The following is a 12426-nucleotide window of genomic DNA, read 5'->3' as shown; positions in this document are numbered from 1 at the left end:
CCGCGTCTATGGCACGGGCAGCGTGGCCGAGGCGGCGGCGCTGGCCGCAGCAGGCCCGCACTCCGCCCTGAGCGTGACCCGCCTGGTGGCGGACGATGGCAGCGCCACCCTGGCCCTGGCCGTGGGCCAGGGCGGACCTCTGAACTGTTGCCTGGCCCACGCCAGCCAGGCCAAGAACCAAGGAGCAACGGCATGACCGTGCATTTCATCGGCGCCGGCCCCGGCGCCGCCGACCTGATCACCGTGCGCGGGCGCGACCTCATGGCGGCCTGCCCGGTCTGCCTGTACGCAGGCTCGCTGATACCGCGCGAGCTGCTGGCGCACTGCCCGCCGGGCGCGCGCATCGTCAACACCGCATCCATGAGCCTGGACGACATCGTGGCCGAGATCCAGGCCGCCGAGGCGCGTGGCGAAGACGTGGCGCGCCTGCACTCGGGCGACCTGTCCGTGTGGTCGGCCATGGGCGAGCAGCTGCGCCGCCTGCGCGAGGCCGGCATTGCCTACACCGTCACGCCCGGCGTGCCCTCGTTCGCGGCCGCCGCTGCCACGCTGGGCGCGGAGCTGACCCTGCCCGGCCTGTGCCAGTCCGTGGTGCTGACGCGCACCTCTGGCCGCGCCACGGCCATGCCCGAGGGCGAGAACCTGGCCGCCTTTGCGGCCACGGGCGCCGTGCTGGCCATCCATCTGTCCATCCATGTGGCCGCCAAGGTGCAGTCCGAGCTGCTGCCGCACTACGGCGCCGACTGCCCCGTGGCCATCGTCTGGCGCGCCAGCTGGCCTGACGAAACCGTGGTGCGCACCACGGTGGGCGGCCTGACCGATGCCGTGGCCACCCACATGGAGCGCACGGCCCTGATCCTGGTGGGCCGCAGCCTGCAGGCCGAGGACTTCGGCGAAAGCCGCCTCTACGCGGCCGACTACGACCGCCGCTACCGCCCGCTGGGCACCGAGCCGCGCTTTCCCGCCACCGATGTGCATGCGAATGCCACGCTGGATACTGCGAGGGATACCTTGAGGGACACCGTGAGCGACACCGTGATCGACGTGCCCCTCGGGAACCCCGCCCCATGAGCGCAGCCCTGCCGCCCGTGGCGCTGAGCCTGATCGGCATCGGCACGGGCAACCCCGACCACCTCACGCGCGAAGCCCAGGCCGCCATGCAGGCCGCCGACCTGATCCTGCTGCCGCACAAGGGCGAGGACAAGGCCGAACTCGCCGCCCTGCGCCGCGACCTGTGCGATGCCGTGCTCACTGCGCCCGGCCCGCGCATCGAAGGCTTCGACATGCCCGTGCGCCGCAGCGTGGGCGACGACTACCTGGCCCAGGTCGATGAATGGCATGCGGCCATCACGCGCTGCTGGCAGGCGGCCATCACCCGGTCCCTGGACGAGGGGCTGCAGCCGCGCAGCCCCGGCCAGCCCTTGCAGGTCGCCCTGCTGGTCTGGGGCGACCCGGCGCTGTACGACAGCACCCTGCGCATTGCCGCGCGCATGCAGCCGGCGCCGCACAGCGTGCGCGTGGTGGCGGGCATCAGCTCCATGCAGGTGCTGTGCGCCGCGCATGCGATTGCGCTCAACGGCATAGGCCAGCCCTTCGTGGTGACCACGGGCCGCCAGCTGCGCGAGCAGGGCTGGCCGCCCGGCGTGGACACGGCCGTGGTGATGCTGGACGGGCAGTGCAGCTTCACCGAGCTGCCCTCCCACGGCCTGCACATCTGGTGGGCTGCCTACCTGGGCATGGACCGCCAGATGCTGGACAGCGGCCCGCTGGCCGAGGCGGCACCGCGCATCGTGCAGGCCCGCGCCGCAGCGCGCGAGCGGCATGGCTGGATCATGGATATCTACCTGCTGCGGCGCGGGGACTGAGGCCGAGGCTGCTGCCGACGCCGGCCCCCACACTGCACACCCCCTTCATCAAGGAATCCCGCCATGCAGATGGACAACATCCCCTTCAACACCACCGACTGGGCCGCCGTGGCGCCCACCGAGCATTCGGCCGAGGCCGGCCAGGCGTTCTGGCGCACGCAGAACTTCGGCAACATCCGCGTGCGCACGGTGGAGTACACGCCCGGCTATGTCTCCGACCACTGGTGCACCAAGGGCCATGTGCTGCTGTGCCTGGAAGGGGAGCTGGAGACCGAACTGGCGGACGGCCGCCGCTTCACGCTGACGCCCGGCATGAGCTACCAGGTGGCGGACAACGCCGAGCCGCACCGCTCGCGCTCGCCCAAGGGCGCCAGGCTCTTCGTGGTGGACTGAACCTGCAGGCACGATCGGCACGGCAGCGCGCTGCAGGTCTGCGACAGGTTCGCGCCGGCGCGGGCGAGAGCTGCGCAAACGTGCCGTCATTGAGTGGCGTACGGCACGGGTTGCCAGGGTGCCCATGCCCGGGGGGTGGAATGCCTGACGGACGGCTCTCCAGGTACACAGTCATCGGCCATCAACTCAGCGGCGAAGTAGGCATTGCCGATGGCGACAGCCCCTGTGGCCGGGCTTGTGCACAATGAAGAGCTTTCGCCCAGCCTCTTCACGCGATGCAGCAAGAACCCGACTTCCTCCACAACCTGAACCAGGAATTCCGGGACGGCAGGCGCTGGCTGGACCGCACCATCGTGCTGGCCTATGCCGCCGCCGCCGGGCTGTGCGTGGTGGCCTTCACGCTGATGGCGGACGCGGGCTTCGAATTCTTCGAGAGCATCTACCACTGGCAGGGCGGCTGGGCGGTTCTGCTGTGGATGCCTGCCGTCACGGCGGGCGCCGTGTGGCTCACGCGGCGCTGGGCGCCGGGTGCGGCGGGATCGGGCATTCCGCAGGTGATCGCCACGCTGGACCCGGCGCTGGACTCCACGCAGCGCGGGCGCTTCGTGTCGCTGTGGCTGTCCTTCGCCAAGATGGCGCTGGCCAGCGCAGGCTTTGCGGCGGGGCTGTCCATCGGGCGCGAGGGGCCGTCGGTGCAGGTGGCCGCCGGTGTCATGCACCATGCGCGGCGCTGGTTCGGCCCGCATTCGGGCATCAGCCACCATGCGCTGCTGGTGGCCGGCGGCGCGGCCGGCATTGCGGCGGCCTTCAACGCGCCGCTGGCCGGCGTGGTCTTCGCCATCGAGGAGCTGTCGCGCAAGCTGGAGTCGCGCTCCAGCGGCCTGATCATCGCGGCCATCGTGCTGGCCGGCCTGATGGGCGTGTCGGCCTTCGGCAACCTCAGCTATTTCGGCCGCATCCAGGTGCCCCACCTGACCTGGGACGCGCTGCTGCCCGGCCTGTGCGTGACCCTGGCCTGCGGCGTGCTGGGAGGCCTCTTCGCCAAGCTGCTGGCCGCCTCGCTGACCCGCGCGCCCGAGCGGCTCAACCAGCTGCGCGCGCGCTTTCCCATCCGCTTCGCGGCGGCGGTCGCGCTGGTGATCGCCGTCATCGGCATGGTCACGGGCGGCGCCACCTTCGGCGCGGGCTCAGAAGCCGTCAAGCACATGCTGGCGGGCCAGGCCGACGTGCCTTCGTTCTACGTCACCCTGAAGTTCATCGCCACCTGGCTGTCGGCCTGGGTGGGCGTGCCAGGCGGCATCTTCGCGCCGTCGCTGTCGATTGGCGCGGGCGTGGGCCACAACGTGGCCGGCCTCATGGGCGCAGACATCGCGCCCGCCCTCATCGCCATGGGCATGGCCGCCTTCCTGGCCGCCGTGACACAGGCGCCGCTGACGGCCTTCATCATCGTCATGGAGATGGTGGACGGCCACTCCATGGTGCTCAGCCTCATGGCGGCGGCCATGCTGGCCAGCCTGGTCTCGCGCATGCTGGCCCGGCCGCTGTACGAGACGCTGGCCCAGCACATGCTGAGCATGGTGGTCGCACCTGCTCCTGCTCCTGCGTCGGCACCCGCACCGGTGCCCGAGCAGGCCTCTCCCCCGAAGGACCAGGACAAGCCCGCAGGCGCCTGAAGCGGGCGCGCTTGGCTGACAGCCAATGGCGAATGCCGATGGCCTGGGTGTGCTGCACGCCACGCCATGCTCCCTTCCTGAGTCCGGACGCAAACCCAAGGAAAGGAACGCGCCATGTGGGAGGAAGTGGCCAACACCCTGGTCGAGGAATTTTCCAGCCTGCCCGATGCGGCCGAGGTCACGCGCGTCATGGTGCGCCTGCTGCTGGCGGCCCTGCTGGGCGGCATCGTCGGCTACGAGCGAGAACACAAGGGCAAGGCCGCCGGCCTGCGCACCCACATGCTGGTGGCCATGGGCGCGGCGCTGTTCGTGCTGGTGCCCGAGCGCGGCGGCATGGACATTGCCGACATGAGCCGCGTGATCCAGGGCGTGGTGGCCGGCGTGGGCTTCCTGGGCGCGGGCGCCATCATCAAGCGCCACTCCGAGGAACAGGTACAGGGCCTGACCACGGCCGCCGGCATCTGGATGACGGCCGCCATCGGCGTGGCCTGCGGCCTGGGGCGCGAAGCCATCGCGCTGCTGGCCACGCTGCTGGCCATCGTCATCCTCGTGATGCTGCCGCATGTGGTCAGTGCGCCGCCCCCGCACGATGACGCGGAGCCGGACACCAAGCCGCGCGAGACCTGAGGGCGGGCTGCGGCCTGCAGGCTGGTATTGAGGCTTTGTTCGCTTTTTCCCGATGTTCGTGCTGCGCGAACATGGCAAACATCACGAACCCAGGCAGTGAAGCTTGCGAAGCGTTGGCCAATTCCCGATGGGCAGTCGCGTTCGAGCATGGCTTTGCCTGGCCATGCACGCATGCCTTTGGAAATCCACTCTGTCGGCGTACGCCGGCCACCACCAGCGTGCGGCTACCCATGAGCGACACCGTGTCGCCCAGCGCAAAGCTGTTCAGGCGCGTTTCCCGGTTGCAGGCGGGGTTGGACAGGTCGTTGCCCAGGTAGTTGAGTGGTGTGATCGCGTAGTTTGGCCTCGGAAGCCTCTATCATCTGCGTCGGCCCCTTGTCCCGGGGCTGGTGCGTAAGAACACCAATACACAGCGGTTGAGCCTCCCCGAAAGCGAGTTCTGTCCCTTACCGGAGCACGGAACGATGATCACCGTTTCTCACCCCTTGGTCTGCGCCCAGTTCACTGGTATCGCAGGCTTTTTCATGACCGCAGTCACTTCGGCCGGTCTTTTCCATACCTTGTCACCCCTTCAACTGGGGCACTCCTTGCGCCACTTCGCACGGAGGGCGCAGCCATGAAGCAGACCAAGGAACAGGCCAAGACCTCGGCCGCCAGGATCGAGCGGCTGACGCGAGATATCTCCGAGATCCACAAGCTGGTGGATGAGGGCTGCGCCGAGATCTCGGCCACGGCGCAGATGGCCTTGAAGTGGCTGGAGACGCCGGAGGGCTGCCAGCGGCTGGACGTGGTGGCCGAGGCCTTGAAGATGATTCGCCACAACGCCCTGTTCACGGGCGACTGCTCCAGAAGCAAGGCGATCTCGGCAGGCAGCACGTACCGCAATCTGGCCCAACGGCGGCTGCGCGAGGCCGAGAAGGCAGCCGATGAGGCGCGCGTGGCGCAGGCCCTGCGGGATTCGGCGGCTTAGCGCCGCAGCGTGCACCGGGCCAGGTGCGCGCGCCGAGGGCATCGGCGCCTGCTCAGGCGCTGGCCAGCAGCTCCCACGAGCAGACCTGCGCCTCATCCTCCCCCTGCACGAACGCAACCCGCATGCCCAGCGCCTTGCCCATGCCTTGCACGGCCAGGCGCAGGGCGGCTGGCACGGCGCGGTCGCCCGTGATAACGACCATGCCCCGGCACAGCTGGCGCATGCGTTCGCGGTTGCGCTTGAAGAACAGGGCGCGCTGCTTGCGTTCTTCGTGGCTTTCCTCGGGGTGGTCGCCGGGCAGGTGGTCGGTGAGCAGCACGAAGTGCCGGCCCTGGTCGAGCAGGGATTCGATCTGGGCTTCGGCCGATGCGTCATTGCCGCTGCCTGCGTCTGCAGGTGCCTGCGCTTCGGGTTCGCGCAGGTAGACCAGGGGAAAGCGGGAGGTATCGATCAGCATGTCATGGTTCCTGGGAAAAAGCAGGGCATCAGTACAGGTCGTGCCTGACCGCATGGGCGTAGTGGGCGTCGGCCTGTTCCTGTTGGGCGGCATCCATGGCGGGCGCCGTGGCATCGGCCAGCTGCGTGAGGGCGGCCATCATCTGGCCCACGGTGGGCAGGGCGGTGCGGTCCAGCTGGCTTGACGGGTTCCACAGGCCGGAGCGGTGGATGGCCTTGCCGCAGTGCAGCAGCACCTCGTCGACCAGCACCACGGTGGCGGTCTTGGGCGTGCCCCGGCCTTCGCTCAGCTCCTGCAGCAGATGAGGGTCGGTGGAGATGCGGCCGCGCCCGTTCATGCGCAGGAAGATGTCCAGCCCCGGGAACAGGAAGAGCATGGCCAGGCGGTCATCGGCCTGCAGGTTGCGCAGGGATTCGATGCGGTTGTTGCCGGGCCAGTCGGCAAAGGCCACGGTGCGCTCGTCCAGCACCTGCACAAAGCCGGGCGGCCCGCCGCGCGGCGAGGCGTCCAGGCCGCGTTCGCCGGCCGTGGCCAGGCAAAAGAAGCTGGCCTGGCGCAGATAGGCCTCGTGGAAGTCGGACAGGCGGTCGCGCACGGCCTTCTGGATTCTTTCTGCCGGGGCGGCGTAGAGCGAGTCCAGGTCGATGGCCGGGCCTGGCGGCTCTGCAAGGGCGGTGTTGTCTGTGTGCATGGCACAAGCGTAAGAACAAAGGCATTGGCGGCTGTAGACTGGATCAGCCAACAAATAGCTCAAAGACGCCATGCCCGATGCCATTCTTGAACTCGTCAGCCATGTGAACCGTGCCGATGGCCCCGTGCTGATCGCAGCCGTGGGCAGTCAGGACGAGGAGCTGGCCTCCGAGCCGCACCGGCACGCGCGCGGCCAGCTGTTCGGCTCGCTGCGCGGGCTGCTGTCGGTGGGCGTGGAAGACGCGGTCTGGGTGGTGCCCGCCATCCATGCCGTGTGGCTGCCGCCGCACCAGCTGCATTCGGGCCGCTCCCATGGTCCCTTCCACGGCTGGAGCGTCTACGTGGCGGAGCCGGCCTGCGCCGACCTGCCGCAGCGGCCCTGCGCCATCCGCACCTCGGGCCTGCTGCGCGAGGCCGTGCTGCGCGCCGCCGGCTGGGGATGGCAGCAAGGCGTGCCCACAACGCAGCCCGTGCAACCAGGCCCTTCGGCGGACCAGGCCCGCGCCCATGTGATGGCGGTGATCCTGGACGAGATCCGCACCCTGCCCGTGGAGCCCCTGGGCCTGCCCCTGCCCGCAGACCCGCGCCTGCAGCGCATCGCCCGCGCACTGATCGCCGACCCGGCCGATGCCCGCGACCTGGAGGCCTGGGCGCGCTGGGCCGCGGTCAGCTCGCGCACGCTGAGCCGGCGCTTTGTGTCGGAGACGGGCTTCAGCTTCACCGCCTGGCGCCAGCGCGCGCGGCTGATGCGCTCGCTGGAGATGCTGGCCGCCGGCGCGCCGGTGACGAACATCGCGCTGGACCTGGGCTACGCCACGGCCAGCGCCTTCATCGGCTTGTTCCGGCGCACGTTCGGGGAGACGCCTGCGGCGTACCGGGGGAGGTTGGGGGCGAGTGCAAGCTGAGGCGGGGTCGGCGACTGGATTGCCACATGAAAGTAGGATCACTCACTTGCCTACAGGGAGCCTCCCATGCAGACCACTCAGCAAATGAGCATCACCTTGCCCAATGACATCGCCGATGCGGTCAGGGCCAAAGTGAGGGCCGGTGAGTACGCCAGCGAAAGCGAGGTGATCTGCGCGGGGTTGAAAGCGCTGATGGACAAGGATCGCGGCCTGGATAGCTGGCTGCACCTGGAGGTAGGCCCTGCTTATGACGCCTTGAGGGCTGATCCCTCCAGCGCCGTCACCCTCGGCCAGTTGCGGGAGCGTCTGGCTGCCGAGCGCAGCGGCGGCAACGGCGCGTGACGCTGCCCGCGTCGCTCCTGGGTGACTTCGCCTACAACCGCTGCAACTGCGCATTCAGATACGCATCGCGCGAGGGCAGCAGGTGCTCGGCGCACAGGCGGACCAGGGCGTCGCGGTCCTGGGCGCGCAGGGCTTCGATCATCTGCCAGTGTTCCTGGCGTGCGCGCTCGCGGTAGTCGGCCGAGACCAGGGAGGCGAAGCGGATGGGGTGCGTCTGGCGCGCGTATTCGGTGATGGCCTTGTGCAGCGTGTCGTTGCCCGCCAGCGCAAACAGTTCCTGGTGAAAGGCCAGGTTGATGCGGAACACCAGGCGCGCGTTGCCTTCGGCCACGGCGGCGTCGTGCTGCTGCTGGATGGCGGTCAGGCGGTCCAGGCTTTCTGGGGGAACGGGCAGGGGGATCTTGCGCGCGGCCTCGACTTCCAGCATGCCGCGCAGCTCGTACAGTTCCTGCACTTCCTGGGTGGAGAAGGAGCGCACCAGGGCGCCCACGTTCTTGCGGCGCTCGATGAGGCCCATGCGGTCCAGCGCGGCCAGGGCCTCGCGGGCGATGTGGCGCTTGACGTCGAAGCGGGCCATGAGGTCGTCTTCGACCAGGCGCTCGCGCGGGTGCAGCCGGCCGAAGACCACGTCCTCTTCCAGTGCGGCCACCATGGCGCCCAGGGCGTCGGCTGCGGGGGCGGGTTCGGCATCCAGGGAAATCGGCAGTGAGGCGGCAGCGACCATCAAGACAGGCGGTTGGGACAAAAACGCCATTTTGTCCGAACTGATGGCCCTCACTGGGCATGGCGGGCGTGCCGCGCTGCCTGGCATGGACTATTCGCGCGGGCCGGGAATGGTGCCGCGTTCGGTGGCGCAGCGCAGGAAGTCGAAGTCCACGCCCTGGTCGGCCTGGTTCACTGTGGTGAGAAAGAGCTTGCGGTAGCCGCGTTCGGCCGTGGGCTCGGTCACGGGGTGGAGCCGGGCGCGGCGGGCCAGTTCCTCGTCGCTGACCTGCAGCGTGAGCTCGCGCCGCGCCACCGACAGCGTGATGCGGTCGCCGTTGTGCACATGGGCCAGCGGGCCGCCCACGGCCGACTCGGGCGTGACGTGCAGCACGATGGTGCCGAAGGCCGTGCCGCTCATGCGCCCGTCGGAGATGCGCACGATGTCCTTGACGCCGGCCCGCGCCAGCTTGCGCGGGATGGGGATGTAGCCGGCCTCGGGCATGCCGGGCGCGCCCTTGGGGCCGATGTTCTTGAGCACGAGGATGTCGTCGGCCGTCACGTCCAGGTCGTCGCTGTCGATGCGGTGGGCCAGGTCGGCCGCGTTCTCGAAGACCACGGCGCGGCCTTCGTGCTCCATGAGCCGGGGATGGGCGGCCGACTGCTTGATGATGGCGCCGCCCGGCGCCAGGTTGCCCTGCAGCACGGCGATGCCGCCCTGCGGGTAGATGGGGTTGGAGCGCGGGCGCACCACGTCCTGCGCAAAGCCGGGGCCCGCGCGGTCGATCTCTTCGCCCAGCGTGCGGCCGGTGACGGTGAGGGCGTCCAGGTTCAGCAGGGGCTTGAGCTCGCGCAGCAGCGTGGCCATGCCGCCCGCGTGGTGGAAGTCCTCCATGTAGTGGTCGCCCGAGGGCTTGAGGTCCAGCAGCACGGGCGTGTCGCGGCCCATGCGGTCCAGGGCCTTGAGGTCGATGTCATAGCCCATGCGCCCCGCGATGGCGGCCAGGTGCACCAGCCCGTTGGTGGAGCCGCCGATGGCCAGCAGCACGCGCATGGCGTTCTCGAAGGCGGCGGGCGTGAGGATTTTGTCGATGGTCAGGCCCCCGCGCGCCATGCGCACGGCCTCGGTGCCGGTCTGCTCGGCAATGCGGATGCGGTCGGCCGTGACGGCGGGGGGCGAGGCGCCGCCGGGCACGGTCATGCCCAGCGCCTCGGCAATGCAGGCCATGGTGCTGGCCGTGCCCATGACCGAGCAGGTACCCACGCTGGCCACCAGCTGGTTGTTCACATCGGCGATCTCTTCGGCGTCGATCTCTTCGGCGCGGAATTTGCCCCAGTAGCGGCGGCAGTCCGTGCAGGCGCCCACGCGCTCGCTGCGGTGCGAGCCGGTGAGCATCGACCCGGTGATCAGCTGGATGGCCGGAATGCCTGCCGAGGCCGCTCCCATCAACTGGGCCGGCACCGTCTTGTCGCAGCCGCCGATGAGCACGATGGCGTCCATGGGCTGGGCGCGGATCATCTCCTCGGTGTCCATGGACATGAGGTTGCGCAGGTACATGCTGGTCGGCGCCGAGAAGCTTTCGTGCACCGAGATGGTGGGGAAGTCCATGGGCAGGCCGCCCGCCATGAGGATGCCGCGCTTGACTGCCTCGATGAGCTGGGGCGCATTGCCGTGGCAGGGGTTGTAGCTGCTGCCCGTGTTGGTGATGCCTATGACGGGCCGCTGCAGCGCCGAGTCCGTGTAGCCCGCGCCCTTGATGAAGGCCTTGCGCAGGAACAGCGAAAAGCCGCGGTCGCCGTAGTTGGTCAGGCCCTTGGAGATGCCCGTGGCCGCATCGGCGGGGGCGATGTCATGGCCTGGAGCGCCATCGGGAGTCTTGGGGTCGGTCATGGGTGGGGTGCTTTGCAGAGGGTCTTGGCGGGGTCGGAAGGCAGGCGCTGCCTTGTCGTGGGGCAGGATAGCGGCGGATGCCGTGGATTATTATCGTCGTTATCACCTATATTATTAATAATCTATCTGGCCAACCATGCAGCCGTGTCCGGCGTGCGTGCCGGGCATGTTTTTCCGACACAAGACAAAAGGAGGAGACACCCATGGTTGTTGCTGCATCCCGCATCCGTCGCATTCATGCGCCCAACCGGCGCGCCGCCCTGGCTGCGGCGCTGCTGGCTTTGCTGGCGCTGGGCCCAGGCCTGGCCACGCCCGCGCTGGCCGACGGCGCCTATCCGGCCCGGCCCATCAAGCTGGTCGTTCCGTACACGCCCGGGGGCGCCACCGACGTGATCGGCCGCGTGGTGGGGCAAAGGCTCTCGCTGGCGCTGGGCCAGCCCGTGGTGGTGGAGAACCGGGCCGGCGCGGCCGGCAACCTGGGCGCCGCAGCAGTGGCCAAGGAAAGGCCCGATGGCTATACGCTGCTGCTGGGCGCGCTGACCAGCCATTCCATCAACAGCGTGCTCATGCCTGCCACGGCGGGCTTCACCATGGACAAGAGCTTCGCGCCCATAGCCGTGGTGGGCCGCGTGCCGCTGGTGATCACCGTGGGGCCGTCGGTGACGTCGGCCAATCTGGCGGAGTTCATCGCGCTGGCCAAAGCGAAGCCGGGCGGGCTGAACTACGGCTCCTCGGGCAATGGCTCGCCCCAGCATCTGGCGGCCGAGCTGTTCAAGCGGCAGGCCGGCGTGCCGCTGACGCACGTGCCCTACAAGGGCAGCACGCCCGCGCTCAACGACCTCATGGGCGGCCAGGTGGATGTGGTGTTCGACACCCTGCCCGCCACGCAGGGCTTCATCAAGGGCGGGCGGCTGCGCGGCCTGGCCGTGACCACGGCGCAGCGCGTGCCCTCCATTGCCGACATTCCCACCACGGCCGAGGCCGGGCTGTCAGGCTTCGAGGTGACGTCGATGTTCGGCCTGCTGGCGCCTGCGGGCACGCCCGCGCCCATCGTCGCCCGGCTCAGCGGCGCGCTCAAGGAGGTGATGGGGCAGCAGGAAGTGAAGGACGCCCTGGTCGCCCAGGGCGCCATGCCCACCTTCACCACGCCTGCCGAGGCGCGCATGCAGATCGCCAAGGAGGTGGGCCGCTGGTCGGCCGTGATCAAGGAGTCGGATATCAAGCCGGACTGAGGCCGGGTGCGGGGCGGGGCCGGGTGGGGCCGCGCTGATATCGGTAAGGGCACAAGCATATGCCCAAAGATTCGTTCCCCCGCGCCTGCATCGTGGCGATACTGGCCGGCCGCATTCCCTTCACTGCCTTGCCTGTACTACCGTGCTACCCGACCCAGTCCCCGACAGCGCGGCCGAAGCGCAGGTCGATCGCGTCATCGACGGCCTGCTCAACGGCCTGCAATGGCGCGCCAGCGTGTTCCACGTGGGGCAGTACTGCGGGCGCTGGCGGGCCTCCACGGCGGGGCGCGCGCGGGCCTGCTTTCACCTGATCCTTGACGGGCGCTGCTGGCTGCACCTGCCGGGCCAGCCCTCGGTGGAGCTGCAGCCGCGCGATGGCGTGTTCCTCTCGCGCGACGTGCCGCATTTCATCTCGCCCTATGCCGACCCGGACATGGCCTGCGCCCCGCAGGCCATGCGCCCCGCCACGGGCGATGCCGGCATCGGAGAGACGGCGCTGGCCTGCGGCTTCTTCACCTTCGAGGGGCCCATGCGCGGCCTGCTGGTCGATGCCTTCCCCGACCACCTGGTGCTGCGCGGCGACGACCATGCGATGAGCGGCGCCTCCATGCTGTTCGACCTGATGCGCGCCGAGGCGCTGCGCACGGGCACCGAGCCCTCGGCCGTGATGGACACGCGG

General features: G+C 69.5%; 14 protein-coding genes and 1 pseudogene. 11 read left to right on the top strand and 4 right to left on the bottom strand.

Annotation, left to right across the window (positions count from 1 at the left end):
- The 7 genes and pseudogenes from L995_RS27280 to L995_RS27250 form a co-directional block, all read left to right on the top strand.
- Positions 1–196 (top strand): annotated as a pseudogene (locus tag L995_RS27280) (cobalt-precorrin 5A hydrolase); the annotation flags it as partial.
- Positions 193–1071, top strand: coding sequence for a precorrin-4 C(11)-methyltransferase (gene cobM / locus L995_RS27275; protein WP_047474478.1), 879 nt, complete (start codon positions 193–195; stop codon positions 1069–1071). The pseudogene L995_RS27280 and the gene cobM, both read left to right, overlap by 4 nt.
- Positions 1068–1865: a precorrin-6A synthase (deacetylating) gene (gene cobF, locus L995_RS27270; RefSeq protein WP_047474477.1), complete on the top strand. Its 798-nt coding sequence runs from the start codon at positions 1068–1070 to the stop codon at positions 1863–1865. Before cobM ends, cobF begins: the two co-directional genes overlap by 4 nt.
- Positions 1866–1928: 63 nt before the next feature.
- The gene (locus L995_RS27265) at positions 1929–2258 is read left to right on the top strand and encodes a DHCW motif cupin fold protein (RefSeq protein ID WP_013800515.1); all 330 of its coding nucleotides are present in this window, start codon (positions 1929–1931) and stop codon (positions 2256–2258) included.
- A 275-nt stretch (positions 2259–2533) separates the two neighbouring features.
- Complete coding sequence (locus L995_RS27260) at positions 2534–3931, top strand: chloride channel protein (RefSeq protein ID WP_017406579.1); 1398 nt, start codon at positions 2534–2536, stop codon at positions 3929–3931.
- Positions 3932–4045: 114 nt separating this feature from the next.
- Positions 4046–4558, top strand: a complete 513-nt coding sequence (locus tag L995_RS27255) for an MgtC/SapB family protein (protein ID WP_016448386.1) — start codon at positions 4046–4048, stop codon at positions 4556–4558.
- 616 nt (positions 4559–5174) lie between these two features.
- On the top strand, positions 5175–5528 hold the full coding sequence (locus L995_RS27250; protein ID WP_052195878.1) for a hypothetical protein: 354 nt from the start codon (positions 5175–5177) through the stop codon (positions 5526–5528).
- 52 nt (positions 5529–5580) lie between these two features.
- Here the strand turns inward: L995_RS27250 and L995_RS27245 are convergent, their stop codons facing one another.
- Positions 5581–5985, bottom strand: coding sequence for a hypothetical protein (locus L995_RS27245; protein WP_047474476.1), 405 nt, complete (start codon positions 5983–5985; stop codon positions 5581–5583).
- Between the two features lie 28 nt (positions 5986–6013).
- Positions 6014–6676 carry an MSMEG_1061 family FMN-dependent PPOX-type flavoprotein gene (locus L995_RS27240; protein WP_047474475.1) on the bottom strand — a complete coding sequence of 221 codons (663 nt, stop codon included), beginning with the start codon at positions 6674–6676 and terminating at the stop codon, positions 6014–6016.
- A 70-nt stretch (positions 6677–6746) separates the two neighbouring features.
- Here L995_RS27240 and L995_RS27235 point away from each other — a divergent pair, with 70 nt between their 5' ends.
- Positions 6747–7580: an AraC family transcriptional regulator gene (locus tag L995_RS27235; RefSeq protein ID WP_047474474.1), complete on the top strand. Its 834-nt coding sequence runs from the start codon at positions 6747–6749 to the stop codon at positions 7578–7580.
- A 66-nt stretch (positions 7581–7646) separates the two neighbouring features.
- Positions 7647–7922 carry a ribbon-helix-helix domain-containing protein gene (locus L995_RS27230; RefSeq protein WP_016448378.1) on the top strand — a complete coding sequence of 92 codons (276 nt, stop codon included), beginning with the start codon at positions 7647–7649 and terminating at the stop codon, positions 7920–7922.
- Positions 7923–7953: 31 nt separating this feature from the next.
- On the opposite strand, the gene L995_RS27225 is transcribed toward L995_RS27230, so the two are convergent.
- Together L995_RS27225 and L995_RS27220 are read right to left on the bottom strand one after the other, a co-directional pair.
- A complete protein-coding gene (locus L995_RS27225) occupies positions 7954–8646 on the bottom strand; it encodes a GntR family transcriptional regulator (RefSeq protein WP_017406573.1) in 693 nt (230 codons plus the stop codon).
- Between the two features lie 90 nt (positions 8647–8736).
- Complete coding sequence (locus tag L995_RS27220) at positions 8737–10515, bottom strand: IlvD/Edd family dehydratase (protein ID WP_047474473.1); 1779 nt, start codon at positions 10513–10515, stop codon at positions 8737–8739.
- A 203-nt stretch (positions 10516–10718) separates the two neighbouring features.
- Here L995_RS27220 and L995_RS27215 point away from each other — a divergent pair, with 203 nt between their 5' ends.
- Together L995_RS27215 and L995_RS27210 are read left to right on the top strand one after the other, a co-directional pair.
- A complete protein-coding gene (locus L995_RS27215; protein ID WP_047474471.1) occupies positions 10719–11747 on the top strand; it encodes a Bug family tripartite tricarboxylate transporter substrate binding protein in 1029 nt (342 codons plus the stop codon).
- A 142-nt stretch (positions 11748–11889) separates the two neighbouring features.
- A partial coding sequence (locus tag L995_RS27210) for a cupin domain-containing protein (protein WP_047474470.1) occupies positions 11890–12426 on the top strand: 537 nt, incomplete at its 3' end.

Source organism: Delftia sp. ZNC0008, assembly GCF_000799035.1.
GTDB classification, from domain to species: domain Bacteria; phylum Pseudomonadota; class Gammaproteobacteria; order Burkholderiales; family Burkholderiaceae_C; genus Comamonas; species Comamonas tsuruhatensis.
Note: the sequence above shows the minus strand (reverse complement) of the source record. Positions and strands in the feature narration are given on the sequence as shown.

What these genes read in the sequence shown, in the direction of transcription:
- L995_RS27225 (WP_017406573.1), bottom strand. Translation starts at nt 8,646, where the DNA reads ATGGTCGCTGCCGCCTCACTGCCGATTTCCCTGGATGCCGAACCCGCC.
- L995_RS27215 (WP_047474471.1), top strand. Translation starts at nt 10,719, where the DNA reads ATGGTTGTTGCTGCATCCCGCATCCGTCGCATTCATGCGCCCAACCGG.
- cobM (WP_047474478.1), top strand. Translation starts at nt 193, where the DNA reads ATGACCGTGCATTTCATCGGCGCCGGCCCCGGCGCCGCCGACCTGATC.
- L995_RS27250 (WP_052195878.1), top strand. Translation starts at nt 5,175, where the DNA reads ATGAAGCAGACCAAGGAACAGGCCAAGACCTCGGCCGCCAGGATCGAG.
- L995_RS27240 (WP_047474475.1), bottom strand. Translation starts at nt 6,676, where the DNA reads ATGCACACAGACAACACCGCCCTTGCAGAGCCGCCAGGCCCGGCCATC.
- L995_RS27235 (WP_047474474.1), top strand. Translation starts at nt 6,747, where the DNA reads ATGCCCGATGCCATTCTTGAACTCGTCAGCCATGTGAACCGTGCCGAT.
- cobF (WP_047474477.1), top strand. Translation starts at nt 1,068, where the DNA reads ATGAGCGCAGCCCTGCCGCCCGTGGCGCTGAGCCTGATCGGCATCGGC.
- L995_RS27230 (WP_016448378.1), top strand. Translation starts at nt 7,647, where the DNA reads ATGCAGACCACTCAGCAAATGAGCATCACCTTGCCCAATGACATCGCC.
- L995_RS27245 (WP_047474476.1), bottom strand. Translation starts at nt 5,985, where the DNA reads ATGCTGATCGATACCTCCCGCTTTCCCCTGGTCTACCTGCGCGAACCC.
- L995_RS27265 (WP_013800515.1), top strand. Translation starts at nt 1,929, where the DNA reads ATGCAGATGGACAACATCCCCTTCAACACCACCGACTGGGCCGCCGTG.
- L995_RS27255 (WP_016448386.1), top strand. Translation starts at nt 4,046, where the DNA reads ATGTGGGAGGAAGTGGCCAACACCCTGGTCGAGGAATTTTCCAGCCTG.
- L995_RS27260 (WP_017406579.1), top strand. Translation starts at nt 2,534, where the DNA reads ATGCAGCAAGAACCCGACTTCCTCCACAACCTGAACCAGGAATTCCGG.
- L995_RS27220 (WP_047474473.1), bottom strand. Translation starts at nt 10,515, where the DNA reads ATGACCGACCCCAAGACTCCCGATGGCGCTCCAGGCCATGACATCGCC.